Origin of the sequence: Cupriavidus sp. 2SB (assembly GCF_005503625.1) — a bacterium.
Classification (GTDB): Bacteria; Pseudomonadota; Gammaproteobacteria; order Burkholderiales; family Burkholderiaceae; genus Cupriavidus.
On the sequence record NZ_SCMX01000049.1, the window covers coordinates 40443 to 52917 of the forward strand.

Sequence of the window (12475 nt, forward strand, 5' to 3'; positions counted from 1 at the left end):
TCAGTCATTTCGGTCCTTGGGTCATTTCGAATCCTGCAGATCAGGCTGGGAGCTGCTGCGGCGTGACATCGATCGGCGCAACTATGTGCAAAAGGCGCTCGCTGATGTCTGCGAGAGTGGTGGCCATGTGCTGGTTGCCTCCCAGGTTCGCTGCTGCGTCGGCTTCCATTGCGATCTGTAAAATGCGATCGCGTAGGGGGCGATCCATCGAGACCGCGGCCGGGACGTACTCTGGAAGCGGCGAGTGCTTCGGCTTTGCAGCCTGCTTCGCGCGAATCTTCTCGACGATGGTCCAGATCCTGGCGAGTTCAGTTTCGCCTGCCAGGTGCATGTCCGCGCCGCTTGCGAGGCACAGAGCAGCGAGAGTCACCATCACACCCCCGATCTCCTGTTTCAGTTCACCGGGCGGGCGGCCGAACGTGTAGTCGACCAGCTGATGGGCTTCGCTGCATGTCATGCCGTTGGCTTGTACGAGCTCGGTTGCCTCTTCATAGAAGCGATGGTTGCGCTCTGCGCGATCCGCGGCGATCTTCGCGCCGAAGCACTCGAGCATCCAGGGCTGAACGCGCCATTGGAATGGTGCAAGACGAATCGAGGCACCGAATGCGGCGACAAGCTCGGATAGCTCGGCGTATTCGTTAAGGAGCCTGACGATCATGCCGTGCCCGCCACCAAACCCGCTTCCGGAGTACGCCTTTGCCCAGTAGAGAATTGTCTCGACCGGTTGCCCATCCCAAACGACCGGCGGCGGAGCTGCGGAGACAAACCCAGCCCGGAAGGCCCTGCGATTACCCGCCGTCGGCTTGAGGCCTGATGCCTTGAAGGCCTGGAGCATGGCATCCCCTCCGCGTGGCGCCGGCTCTGGGGACTCGGCGCGGATCTTCGCGGCGATGATCTTTGCCGCGCTTCGAAAGAGGTGGTTGCGACTTTGGGAGCAGGTGCCTTCTGCGATGTCCGCCGCTCGTGTCAGGCCGGCGGCATACACACCCGTCCCGCAGTGCGGGCATCCCAAATGATCTCGCTCTTTCGCTTCCGTGGCATCTACTGGCGCTGGACATCCGCCATGCGGTACCGCCATGTTGGCGTCTGCAAGCAACTTCTTGATGCGCTCAACGTTCCCCCGGTTCTCGTCAGAACGCGCACGCATGCGACCGCGGGCGTTCTCGTCCGGCTCATCGGCACGCATATCATCCCAAGCTGATGCACTCGACTCCAGAATCCGTATCACCTGTTCGGCGAACGTCGACCGCTCCTGAGGGGCGTCGTCACGTCCAGAAAGCTGCGCCAGTTCGGGCGGTTCGACCCCCAGGAACACGGCTTCCGGGGCGTTTGGCCAATCGACCCGAATGGTCTCGAACTCACCCTGCTGCCAGCAGCGCAAGAACGTGATCCCTTCTTCGGCGGTGACAGCATATGCGATGGCTGCGATCGCCGCCGACGATCCGTTGGTACGCGCCATATGTGCTTGTGTCATGCTGATACCTCCTCGCCCTGTGTCGCAGTGGACTTGCCATAGAGGCCATTGAAAGCGTCGACATCACCGCGAGCGACATAGACGCTCCTGTCGCCAAACACGAAGGTTGCGCCTCCGTACTTCGCACCGGGGAAGAGAAACTCCGCAAGACAACGCATTCCACCGCCAGGCTCGGTGGGTTCCAGCGTGGAACCGCAGATGTGGACCCGCTTGATCGTTGCCTGGGGGTATTTCGCTAGCACGAGCTCGATCAGTGCTGATTCTGCGGCGGCACGGCCGCGGAACCACGCCCGGTGCTCCCCCTGACACGTTCGCGAGCAGTAGGCGCGTTGTCCCTCCGTGACAATCTCGAAGTCATCGGGATCGAGGTCCTCGTCGGCCAGTGCATCGAACATGTGCTGGCTCACCTCGCGCTCGCAGTGGCTGCATTGGATGGTCCAGCCGTTCTCGATCAGGGCAGAAGCCGGCACCGGGCCCGGAGCGTACTGGTCGAACTTCGGTGAACGCTTGCAGTGCTCCACCGACTCGAAGTCCGTACCCATTTCTGCGGCGCCCTCCCGCCGAGCAACGACATTGGTGCTCGCAAAGCGAATCGCCCAGCCATCGTCACCGTCGTGGACCTCGAACGCGAGAAGTTTCTGTGGGACATCTTCCTGAATGGTGGTCATCTTCAAGCCTCCGGTGAATTCGCTGCGGTGTCCGGGCCCAGTGCGGCCCGCTTTGTGTTCGGTGACTCAAGCGAGAGGCAAACCCAGCCCGGGAAAAGGCCGTATCCCGTCAGCACGTGCGAGACGACTCGCCAGATCTCCTGCCCTGTGAAGAGCACCGGTGCTCCGGTCTGCATTTCCGCAGCGGAGTAGACGGTCTCCTTGAGGAGCAGTACGTCACCTAGCCTGTAATCGCGGTCGTCGAACCGGATCTCATGCGTCTTCCGCCCGTCCGCAACGGCGTTGAAGACTTCACTGTCACATTTCAGGGAGTGTTGGATGGGGCCTCGGGGTTGGGTCCGCGCTCGCTCGAGGGCATCGGCGGCTTCACGGTCCGACCAGCTGCCCGTCAGGACCCCGTGCCAGTTAAAGCAGGCCCCGGACGTCGCGATGACATGGTGGAGGCGCTTATCGAGCGGGATGTCAGGCTGTTGCGCCTTGCCGGCGAGGTATCCGAGGAGCGCATACCAGTCCTCGTTGGACTTGGCCATGTCGTGCGCTGGCCCCCAACGCACCCGCTGGTGCATTGCCTCGTTGTACGACGCGTGCACAAAGTGCGCCACTTCCGGCGTGTTGATTCGACGAAACGCGGCGGCGTCAGCGGCATCCTTGGCGGAGTTCTCGACCAAGGCTCGTGCCCCAGCCAGTTCTTCCGCCAGGGCCATCACCGTGCTTTGCCACTCGGGCGGGAGATTGACGGCATCGCGCCTGGTCGCATCCAGATCCACTGGACCCTGCACCGGCGCCGCCTGTTGACCATTCTTCGCTACATTACACGTATGCATACGCTGAAAGGGGAATCAGTTAGCGGACTTCGGTAGTTTATCGGACTGTGTGGCTTGTCAGAATCCAATGGCGGACCGAAGGCTCTCGAAGAACGACACCCGTGATTCCTCTCGAACAAGGTACCTGCCGATAGCGATATCGTATGGTTCCACAAGCATGGCCTCGAGCGCCAAAACGTCTCGCTCCAGATTCGCTCGATGGCACGCGTTCCCCGCCAACGCATCCGGAATGTTGTGCGCCGCATCGGCGACCATGAACAAGTGCTCTCGGCCCAACTCGTTCAGGTCTCGCGTGGAGAAGTGGCGGAGCCGGCAGAATGCCTGGTGCAAGGCCTCGCACGCACGCTTTTCGATCTCGGTCATCACGATGCCGGCTTCATGGGTTGCTGAGCGAGCTCGAAACTGATCGGACGGTGAGGTGCCGCTTCGCGATGTGCCATTTCCATCATTCTCACTGCTCTCCTGGTATGTGAGCCCCGGCGATCACCGACACTCAGTTCAACTGTCGCAGCTGCTGCCCCGGCACCACCTTGAATGCGGCGCCATACGAAAGGGCTGTTCTGATCGCCAACAAGAGGGCCGCATCAGGCATTTCCGCCTGCAGTACCAGGACCGCTTCGCCGGACTCAAATTGCTCCCTGAGCACGTCTTGAATGTCTATTTCTCTCTTTGGCATTTCAGGTTGCGTAGCCGCAAGTCGCATGCTCGACCCGCCAGCCCGTCTTGTTGTCTTGGATGGTCCGTCTGAGAACCAACTCGCATCTTTTGAATCCGTCGCCGTGCTCGGCGCTAACGTAGGCCTTGCTACCGGCTATCCGGACACTTTGCTTGATTGCGACCGGGTCGGTGCCGGTCACATCGCTGATATAGGCCTGTGCCACCTCGCGTGCGGCGGATTCCGCCCCGAAATCAGGAAGTTCGATGCAGCCCGAAACGCCAAAGGCTGCCAGAGCGGCAACCAGGATATTGACCATGCTTGAGCACCCTCCGGTGAGACCCTCAGCCTAAGCGCCGCCCCTGGTGATCACTTCTTGCCGACGACGCTGGATAGAATCGTATCAGCAATGCTTCCCGCGACCGCCCCGGCTTCCTTCACAGCAGAGATCGCCTTTTGCTCCAGGTTGAACTGGCGCGTCAATGCTGTCACTTCACATCGCACCAGATCGCGCTTCATGGCACGCACTTTGTTTGCGTAGCTTTCGGCAAAGATCGACTTGGACCAGTCCCAGTCAATGGCGCCCGGAGCGGCTTCCCACGGAGAGCTCTTCCCGGTGATGCGGTTGGACTCACCATTGAATGCGTCGACGGCCGCACCGACCAGAACCTCAAGGCCTAGTACGCCTGGGCCAAGTGCAATCTTCTCTCCGGTCGTAAGGCTCCTCCTGTCTGCACGGAGGTTCCCGTCAATCTCCGACTGCGTCGGCGGGTCGCCAAAAATGTTGATCTCGCTGGTCATCTTCTTCCACTCAGATGGTTAGGCGTGAGAGGTTGCGCTTTGAATGGCGATGCCGAGGTCGCGAATGCGGTTCAGCAGGGCCACAGGAACACGGATGGTTTCACATCCATGCGACTCGGTCGTCGTCCATTCCTTGCTGTCCGCATACTGCTTGCGCGACTGTGCCGCGAAGTCCACGACAGTATTGATGAGGTCAGCAGTTTCGTTGTCGATGTGCGTTGCCATTGCGCGATTACTTACGTGTCGATTGTGTGTACTTGGACTACAGTCGTTGTTGGTTTGCCTCACGCGGGTCACGCACCGCAACCTTGCAGCGACTTGCTCTTCCGTCTTTTCGCTTGTTTAGCAGCATGCATTTCAGCGGCTGCCGAGCACCATCAAGTAGGAGAGGAGAATTCCGAACATCGGCAGGACCATCAGAATGTCGCGCTCAATATCGCAAGTCCCGGACGTCCTCGACCAAATTCTGGCGTCGGCGATAAATGGCAACACGAGGGCGGCTAGTCCAAGAACTTCAGATCGAAACTGTGGCTGCATCGCGCTCGAGAGCATCAGTACCAAGCATGTCACCAGCGCGGTGAGGTTGATCGCAATCGCAGCAAGGATCAGTAAAGTCCACGCTCGAAATCGCATGGCCAAGTAGAACATAGCCGTTAGACCGACAGCCAGGAGAAACCACGCCCTTCCGTCGTACCAAGCAGGGATCAGCTGCGGCCATTCGGCTGGCGACGCGAGCACCAGATGTAGCCACGGGAATGCCAACGCTGCTGCAATCGCCAACCCAACCATCTGCGCTTTGAAAGTGCCGAGTTTCAATGCAAGGAACTTAAACGCTCTTTCCCCACCGAGAAGGCAGACTTCGAAGATCACTTGGATCACTGCTATGCAAGCGAGGGGCCAAACTTGATAGAGCAAATCCATGATGTCTTTAGATGGGTACAGCAACTTGATTGATTACGAGCAGGCCAGACGGAGCACGGCTCAACGTGTGAGCAGGGTGCCAACAATCGCCGCGCCTACCGCACCGGTGAAGCTAAGTGGCTTGTCTTTCGGAATCGCGCCAACGCCGGTTGCAATGTGATGCAGTAACTCGTTCTGCTCGCGAAGCATGCCTACTTGCATGGCCATGAGCCTGTCTTGTGGAGACGGCTCCAGGATGCCGACCGCCTCACAGATGCGCTTGATGCCTTCCTCGTACGCCGTTTGTTTTGCCGACTTGTTCAACTCTTCGAGAAAGTCGAGCATCTGCCCTCGTGTCGGGTTCGTCCGCATAAACGCAGACAACCGGGCAGTCAACGCTAGTGACCTATCGCAAAGCTCTCGCGCTCGTGCAATTTGGTCCGGCCCGGCCGGTTTGCTTGCTAGTTCTTGTAGGCTCATGTCACGTCAGGATGAAAGTGTGGATGCGCAGTGCCGAGGGTCATTACAACGCTTGCCACGATGACCGCAAACGCGAGCAGTACAACTGAATTTCGGCGATAGAACTCCGGAGCGTACTTTTTCATGGTTTGCTGCGCTAATTAGATCGCGCGTCACAGGGCCGCGATCCCCTCTTCTGCCATGCTCGCACGCACCTTGTTCAACTCCAGTTTCACAGTAGCCAGATACGAGCGCAGTTCCGGTACCGGAATGACACTCCCTTCAGTAAGCTTGCGTTGCAGGCTCTCGATCCTGGCGAGGCAGGCATATTCCCTGTGGCGAAGCTCAGCCTCCTTGGTAGCGAACTGGGGAGGCTTCGGGCGTCCCGTCTCTGCACTCATCGTCATGCTCCAGGACAATCGAATAATAACACGTATGTATAATACGCGAGCGGTAAATGTTGTCAAGCCGAGAAGATTCACTCAGGCTGAGGCGCTCCGCCGGCGGGCACTGCTCCTGCTCGGCCGAGGGGCATTCGGATGCAGATCCGCATCTTCCTTCTGAATTACCACCATGCCCTTGTCGACGAACGTGTTGATCTCGGAGAACATCCGCCTCTGCACCATGCGAGAAAGGCCGATGCCGCCATCGACACCCAGGCCATCCTGCCACTGGCGGTCCGCGTCGACCGCAACCGCCCATTCGCGCAGCACTGCGCGAGCTGCCGGAACAGTGCCGCGGATCTTCGCAAAGATCTCGAAGAGGTCTGGGTCCACGGAAACCGAGCTGCGCTTCTTGCGCCCGTCGACTTCGCGGGTGTACTTGATGCGGATGAAATCGTCTTTGGCCATGGCCCGCTCCCTTGCGCGGTCTCTTCTGGATTCTGGTGGTTGACCGGCCGCCGTCAGGCACCGGCCAGAGCGGGCTCTTCCGCCTGCGCCGTCTGCGGCAGAGCGGCGACCAAGGCAGTGAGCTCACCCAGCTTGGCGAGGACCTCGTCACGAGTATTGCCCGCCATCAGCAAACCCGTGTAGTTCCCTGCTCGTCCGAACTCGAGCAAAACGGCACCGGTTTCCTGTTGCACCACGTCGATGGTGACTCCGTTGGACATACTGACTTGTCCTGCATGCATGAGGATCTCCTGTTTGTTAGGTAAAGGAAGCCACGGCACGCAACTCGGCCAGGGCGACCTTCCGATTCGTGCCGATTCCGAGATAGATCTCTCGGAACGCGACGTACGAGAAGGCGGAAAGGAAAGCGAAGACTACCGGCGCCGCGATCGGCGCGAACGCGACCGTCAGGGCGAGAAGTCCAAAGGCAACCAGGTAGAAGCCAAAGATGGCGCCGATGTTCATGCGCGGCAGCCCCGCTCGACCGGTTCGGTAGGCCTGACGCCAGTTGACGCCAAAGAAGCTGATCAGGTGGTACTGGAAGGTCGACGCCACCAGCGGCATGATGAAGCAGCACAGGAACATCAGCATTCCTGCGATCGGCAGAACGAACATTTCGTTGATCGCGGTGAACGTGTCGGTGGCGCTCCAGATCGACTGCAGGCCCGGGTTGTGGAATGGACGCAAGGCGGCCGTGATGTTGCCGAGCAGCAGCGCCGGCAGCGCGTTCAGTACGGCCACCGTGAGTACGACAACTCCCGCGTAGCGCAGTGTCACGCCAAACCCGCCCATTACCACGCCCACCATCTCACCGATCGTGCGTTCCGATGTGTCGTCAACAAGTGCAGCGACGCGAATGCCAAAGAGGAACGCCATCGAAGACAACACGGTGGCCAGCACGACGGATGTCCGGACCAGGCTGGCGGCGATGCAGAACACAGCCATCAGCGCCACCCAGGCGATGAAGCCGCGACGAATCAGGTCCCCGGCCTGTCGTGCCCATCGCAGAACGGCAATCGCCGGCACTGGCTTCGGCGAAAGATTGTGGTTCATCGTCCGGCCTCCACGGCTGCCGCGGCCTGTACGGCGCCCTGCTTTTCCCCGTCTCGGGAGAGCGCCACGATCTCCGCATTGCCGAAGCCCATTTCAAACAGGCTTGCGTAGGACGCCGGCCGGCATACCAGATCCGTGCGAGCGAGAACGGCGCTCACCGCACTCACGATCGCCTCGGTGACCTGGTGAAGCGCGTTGCCCGAATCCTCCTTTGCCCGGTAGATGGTGACGCGGTCATCGTCGATTTTGTGGCCCAGCTTGACCAAACCCGTTAGAACAGCTTTGCGCAGCGCGGTGCCGTTCGGATCGGCACACGCGGCCTCGGTCGTGGCCACGCCGTCCTCGCTGCAAGCTTCTGTCGGCGGAGCGTCCGCTGCGGCGCTACCGATCGACGCGCGGCGCTCTTCGATCTCCCTCACGGCAATGTCCGGAGCGGCGACCATGGCCATGCGGGCCAGCTCGCGGGCGAGCTCCGCCGGCGTGTAACGGTGGATGCCGGCCAGCACGCGGTCCATGCGCTCACGGAAATACAGGGCGTCGATGCGTGGGCGTTCGGTCGTGGTGTGCGGCATGCTTCGTTCTCCGTTGATCTCGCAGAATTGGGTACGGGCGATCATTGCTGGTTGTCTGCTGACGATCCAGTTGCTCGCCGAGTGAGTTCGGCCTCAAGCCGGGCGATCTGGCCGCGCAGGATGGCGCGGCCTTCTGCAGCGCGGCTGTGATCGCGCTGACGGCCGGCTGCCCCACGGCCGCCCAGGGTGGTCGGGTCTACACGAGCAACCGATGCGGCGACCGATCTGCTCACCTTCCGCGACAAGGCGCGAATCCGTCGATGGATTCGCGCCGCCGGCGCAGTGCGCAGGTTCCATGCCGCCACCTCAGTGACAACGCATCTCGCATCCGCTGCATTCGTGCCGAAGAGCGTGAGCTCGAACGCGAGCCCGGCATCTCGCGCGGCCCGCTGCATGGCATTCAGGTCTTTGTGGTCGGCCTCGAATCGAGCACCGAGAATCCCCTTTGCCAGCTCGATCGCCGCCGGGTCAGGCTCGACAGGGTAGGCCGCGCTCCACGATTCGCCTCGGCGCCCTGCGGTCTCGTCGCTTGGCAAATCCAATGACAGCAGCCGTTGCGCCTTCCGCGCCGTGCGGCTCGATGGCTCGTGATCAAGCTTTTCCATCGAATCCCCCCAAACCCGTGCCGACTTGACCAAACGTCGAATCCAGATGTGCCATCGTCAGAGCTGGGCGCCGAGCCACGCAGCGGACGTGACCGCCACGACTGGATTCGGTCGCGGGAAAGCGCCCTTCTGTTCGGTGACACCCGACTTGCGCTCTGCCACGGCAGGCACCTGGGCGAAGAACTTCAGGCGAGCAACGAACTCTTCCTCGCTGCCCACCACCAGGCCATCCAGCTCGTGGAGCCCCTTGTCGCGCCCGGCATCGGTGAGCTCTAGTTTCGCAGGCCACGCCTTCATGCGGTCGTACTGGCGATCGCCGCCATATGCTTCGTTGAGGTGACCGGCAAACCATGCATCCCAGTGCACCGGGCGAACCTTGAGCAGTTCACGCCCGTACATGGGTCCGTCTTTCGACTCCCATACGTCCGGACCGTAGTAGCGACTGCCGGGGCCGATCTCGGTATCGGGTGCCGTCGAATCGCCGACGTAGCAGAAGCCCTGCATGCTGACCTTCGGATTGAAGTACCAGCCGCCGCCGAGACGAACGCACTTCAGGCCGCGGTGTGTATGAAGTTCAATGGAGCTCATGATTCTTGGTTTCTTGACCAAACGTCAAAATCAGATTGCGACGCGCGCAGTGGCTTGAGCCCCTGCCCCGTGTGCGTCCTGTGACGCCGCTGCCTGGGTGCGGTCACACGAAGCGAGCGCGGCCAGCGAGTGGGAGTCGATCTCTGCGCCGGCCGGCACGATGGAACGGATCTCTTCGTTCGCCCGCAGGAGCATCGCAACCCAGGTGCCGGTCGGAATGGACACCCGGGGGATGACACGCATCTCCGGAGCGCAGAACACCGCGCTGCCATTGGCGCTATCGAACGTCCAGCGGATGGGGACTGTGCAGCGGGACATGAGCCGCGCAAAGATCGCGGCCGTCGGGACGCCCTCTCGTGCGCCGCAGCAGCGCACGAGAATCGCCCAGACTTCTTTCGCCTGCTGCTCGGTGAGTGCTCGGACCTTGTTCATCATCATCCCAATTCTCCGAAACTTGACCAATCCAACGACATGAGACGTGCCGCCTTCAGGAGCCACGACGGCTATGGCGGCGCCACGCAGGGGCCGCACCCAGCCATCCGTCCTGGGCAACCATCACGCCGCCACCGCCACCCGCAGACGGCTGACTACCTCCGGGCTACCCAGGAAGAGCGACTCGGCCAGCAGACCCTTCCGGATCATCTCGACGATCACATCCGCCATTATCTCGCGGCTCACGCCAACCTCTTGCGCCAGCCGCGGAACGTGAAGGAGGCCTTGCCGGAGGATCGCCAGTTCCACCGATTTCTCGATGTCAGTGCCAGCACCAACCGGCACTTGCGCCAGCGCGACCATCGGGGCATCTTGTTCACGCGTGGCATTTTCCGCTACATCACACGTATACACAACAGGCACGTAATCAAAACCCGGAATCTGGCCAAGCTGCTCCCCCACTTGTTCGGTGCTCCTCTCGCCCGGGGTTGGCTGAGCTTCAGGCACGCGATCCCCTAGGATCGCGATGATGTCCTGCATCTGGGCGTTGAGCTCGATAACGTCCTCGGCGCGGGTGAGGGCCACGAACAGCAGGTGCAGTTCCTGGACCAGTTCGGGCGTATCCAGAGTCAGCAGCTCGCCATTTGCCGTGACGAAGTCTTCGAAGTCGTCGAGCAGCAGTACCTGGCTGAATTCGAGACCCTTCGCACGATGGGCCGTCGAGAGCAGAACGTCAGCGTGCTCTGCTTGTTCCACTGCCTCCGCCTTGATCCTCTCGACCAGCGATGGGATCGCGCTGCGGTACTCCTTCACCACACCGATCAGGGAGAGAATTTCCTTGTCGTCAACGCCCGTCGCGTACTCCTCGAGCTTCTCCAGCGAACCAAAGGTCTTGAGCAGCTGGTCCTTGACGGCGGCCGGCTGGCCGCTCATCAGGCTCCAAACGTCCACCAACTTGTCAAATGGGTAATTACTGAGCCCACCGACAAAGTGCAGTCGCTTGTTGCCCAGCATGGCGACAGCCTTGTCGAACAGCTTGGCGTTCGTGCGGCCGATGACCGCGTACGGCTTGGACACGTCGACCGTGTAGCCAGTCGGCCGATCCGGGAAGGCACTGTGCACAGGTCGCTCTTCGCCGCGGAACGCGGAGAGGAGCATCGTGGCCAGCCGGGCAATGCCAGGGCCGAAGCGATGGCTCTGGGTGAGGTAGACCGTTTCATCCGGTTGGATCATGTCCATGGCATTGACGGCACCCCGGAATGCAAAGATCGCCTGATACCGGTCGCCGACGATCACCACAGGGCAATTCTGGGCAAGAACGATCGAGGTCGTGACCGGGTTGGCGTCCTGACCTTCGTCGAACAAGATGCGATCGTAGCGACGCGACAGGTCCGGCTTCGAAAGCTGGAACAGCTTGAGATAGCCGTCATGGGGCATGGGAACGTTCTTGCGGCCGAGATCCCGCATGGCCTCCCAAGCGAGCCTGCCCCACTTCAGGGTCTCGGCGACATCTGCCTCGGCGATCGTGTCCGGCACATGGTGCGGTTCGAAGTCGGTATCCGCGGAGAAGAGAAAGCTCGTGACAGTGGTCACCAGGATACTGGCAAAGCCGATCTCGATGCCGAAGGCGCGGGCGAAGTCGCTCGGGCGCAGGTCGCCCAGCTTACCGGCGTCCTTGAAGCGACGGCCGAACGACCACGCAAGGGAATGAGTGGTGCGGCATTCGACGTTCTGGGGGAACTTGCCCTCGGCTTCGGTCTGGAGAGACTTCGTGTAGGTGAGGTACAGGATGCGCTCCGAGGGACGCACCAGTGCGTACTCCCTCAGGGTGAACGTCTTGCCGGCACCCGGGCAGGCCTGGACCACCAGGCGACGGACGGCGCTGTTGATCGCGGTAAGTTGTTCGTGCGTAGCCTTGCTCATCTCTACCCCTTTCATCCTCTCCAGTTTCGCCGCGCTTAGTCGTTGCTGCTGTCTTGACCGTTGAACCCCCAGACATCCTGCCTTGCATCGCCGATGCGATTCTTTTCGAAGGTCGGATCTTCCGGGGTGGTGTCGGGCACGTCCACGTGACCGCTCATGAACAGCGGGGACAGCATCAGTGCGGCGCACACGTACAGGGTCCACTTCAGCCAAGCGAGGTCGCGCAGCACGGGCGCCAGCACGATCGCCGTTGCCACCAGGACGAGACCCCCAATCATCAGACCAACCTTCACCTTCGTACGCATCTCAGACCCCTTCATGTGTGGCCAACCATTTATACCCATCATACGCACAGTACTTAAATCAATCAAGCAGATTATGCATACGTGTTACACATGGGTATAGCAACACCAACATACACCGCACCCAGACCAGCGAAACAGATACGGCCAAGCATTTACTCACCGGCGCCGGTCATAGAACCCGGTAGCAGGGGCAACCATTTACCCACAGGGGAGCGCCCAAGAGAAGCCCTCCGGCCAAACATTTACCCCGGGGCAACACCCCAGCCCGGCTTCGCCGGGCGTCGCCCCCACGGCGCCGGCGGCTACGGCACCAGGTACGCCAGCCC

General features: G+C 61.0%; 20 protein-coding genes. 1 reads left to right on the forward strand and 19 read right to left on the reverse strand.

The window, feature by feature from the left end; genetic code table 11:
• Positions 1 to 40: 40 nt before the first annotated feature.
• Genes FFS21_RS32545 through FFS21_RS21160 form a run of 3 tightly spaced genes read right to left on the reverse strand, consistent with a single transcriptional unit; the run spans position 41 to position 2909 of the window.
• Positions 41 to 1474, reverse strand: a complete 1434-nt coding sequence (locus FFS21_RS32545; protein ID WP_063834267.1) for a hypothetical protein — start codon at positions 1472 to 1474, stop codon at positions 41 to 43.
• Positions 1471 to 2142, reverse strand: coding sequence for a hypothetical protein (locus FFS21_RS21155; RefSeq protein ID WP_029309160.1), 672 nt, complete (start codon positions 2140 to 2142; stop codon positions 1471 to 1473). The genes FFS21_RS32545 and FFS21_RS21155 overlap by 4 nt, the downstream gene beginning before the upstream one ends.
• Before the next feature lie 2 nt (positions 2143 to 2144).
• Positions 2145 to 2909 (reverse strand): DUF3850 domain-containing protein, encoded by a 765-nt coding sequence (locus FFS21_RS21160; protein WP_200876195.1) that lies wholly within the window; start codon positions 2907 to 2909, stop codon positions 2145 to 2147.
• Positions 2910 to 3164: 255 nt separating this feature from the next.
• Here FFS21_RS21160 and FFS21_RS21165 point away from each other — a divergent pair, with 255 nt between their 5' ends.
• Positions 3165 to 3356, forward strand: a complete 192-nt coding sequence (locus FFS21_RS21165) for a hypothetical protein (protein ID WP_137926703.1) — start codon at positions 3165 to 3167, stop codon at positions 3354 to 3356.
• Between the two features lie 103 nt (positions 3357 to 3459).
• On the opposite strand, the gene FFS21_RS21170 is transcribed toward FFS21_RS21165, so the two are convergent.
• From FFS21_RS21170 to FFS21_RS21245, 16 genes are all read right to left on the reverse strand, one after another.
• Entirely contained in the window at positions 3460 to 3642 is a 183-nt protein-coding gene (locus FFS21_RS21170) for a hypothetical protein (protein WP_017511129.1), read from the reverse strand.
• Position 3643: 1 nt separating this feature from the next.
• Entirely contained in the window at positions 3644 to 3940 is a 297-nt protein-coding gene (locus FFS21_RS21175) for a hypothetical protein (RefSeq protein ID WP_029309157.1), read from the reverse strand.
• 50 nt (positions 3941 to 3990) lie between these two features.
• Positions 3991 to 4422, reverse strand: a complete 432-nt coding sequence (locus FFS21_RS21180) for a hypothetical protein (RefSeq protein ID WP_029309156.1) — start codon at positions 4420 to 4422, stop codon at positions 3991 to 3993.
• Positions 4423 to 4440: 18 nt separating this feature from the next.
• Positions 4441 to 4647 carry a hypothetical protein gene (locus tag FFS21_RS21185; RefSeq protein WP_029309155.1) on the reverse strand — a complete coding sequence of 69 codons (207 nt, stop codon included), beginning with the start codon at positions 4645 to 4647 and terminating at the stop codon, positions 4441 to 4443.
• 132 nt (positions 4648 to 4779) lie between these two features.
• The gene (locus FFS21_RS21190; protein WP_029309154.1) at positions 4780 to 5343 is read right to left on the reverse strand and encodes a hypothetical protein; all 564 of its coding nucleotides are present in this window, start codon (positions 5341 to 5343) and stop codon (positions 4780 to 4782) included.
• Between the two features lie 60 nt (positions 5344 to 5403).
• Complete coding sequence (locus FFS21_RS21195) at positions 5404 to 5667, reverse strand: hypothetical protein (RefSeq protein ID WP_011229296.1); 264 nt, start codon at positions 5665 to 5667, stop codon at positions 5404 to 5406.
• A gap of 287 nt (positions 5668 to 5954) precedes the next feature.
• Positions 5955 to 6182 carry a hypothetical protein gene (locus FFS21_RS21200; protein ID WP_029309152.1) on the reverse strand — a complete coding sequence of 76 codons (228 nt, stop codon included), beginning with the start codon at positions 6180 to 6182 and terminating at the stop codon, positions 5955 to 5957.
• 81 nt (positions 6183 to 6263) lie between these two features.
• Positions 6264 to 6632, reverse strand: a complete 369-nt coding sequence (locus tag FFS21_RS21205; RefSeq protein ID WP_029309151.1) for a hypothetical protein — start codon at positions 6630 to 6632, stop codon at positions 6264 to 6266.
• 53 nt (positions 6633 to 6685) lie between these two features.
• Positions 6686 to 6913 carry a hypothetical protein gene (locus FFS21_RS32295; protein WP_017511123.1) on the reverse strand — a complete coding sequence of 76 codons (228 nt, stop codon included), beginning with the start codon at positions 6911 to 6913 and terminating at the stop codon, positions 6686 to 6688.
• 16 nt (positions 6914 to 6929) lie between these two features.
• A complete protein-coding gene (locus tag FFS21_RS21215) occupies positions 6930 to 7724 on the reverse strand; it encodes a hypothetical protein (RefSeq protein WP_029309150.1) in 795 nt (264 codons plus the stop codon).
• Positions 7721 to 8341, reverse strand: coding sequence for a hypothetical protein (locus FFS21_RS21220; protein ID WP_029309149.1), 621 nt, complete (start codon positions 8339 to 8341; stop codon positions 7721 to 7723). Before FFS21_RS21220 ends, FFS21_RS21215 begins: the two co-directional genes overlap by 4 nt.
• The gene (locus FFS21_RS21225; protein WP_225934801.1) at positions 8338 to 8901 is read right to left on the reverse strand and encodes a hypothetical protein; all 564 of its coding nucleotides are present in this window, start codon (positions 8899 to 8901) and stop codon (positions 8338 to 8340) included. Before FFS21_RS21225 ends, FFS21_RS21220 begins: the two co-directional genes overlap by 4 nt.
• A 57-nt stretch (positions 8902 to 8958) precedes the next feature.
• The gene (locus FFS21_RS21230; RefSeq protein ID WP_104670277.1) at positions 8959 to 9489 is read right to left on the reverse strand and encodes a hypothetical protein; all 531 of its coding nucleotides are present in this window, start codon (positions 9487 to 9489) and stop codon (positions 8959 to 8961) included.
• 30 nt (positions 9490 to 9519) lie between these two features.
• On the reverse strand, positions 9520 to 9927 hold the full coding sequence (locus tag FFS21_RS21235; RefSeq protein ID WP_104670276.1) for a hypothetical protein: 408 nt from the start codon (positions 9925 to 9927) through the stop codon (positions 9520 to 9522).
• A gap of 117 nt (positions 9928 to 10044) precedes the next feature.
• A complete protein-coding gene (locus FFS21_RS21240; protein WP_137926704.1) occupies positions 10045 to 11844 on the reverse strand; it encodes a UvrD-helicase domain-containing protein in 1800 nt (599 codons plus the stop codon).
• Positions 11845 to 11879: 35 nt separating this feature from the next.
• Positions 11880 to 12149 carry a hypothetical protein gene (locus tag FFS21_RS21245; protein WP_104670275.1) on the reverse strand — a complete coding sequence of 90 codons (270 nt, stop codon included), beginning with the start codon at positions 12147 to 12149 and terminating at the stop codon, positions 11880 to 11882.
• Positions 12150 to 12475 lie beyond the last annotated feature (326 nt).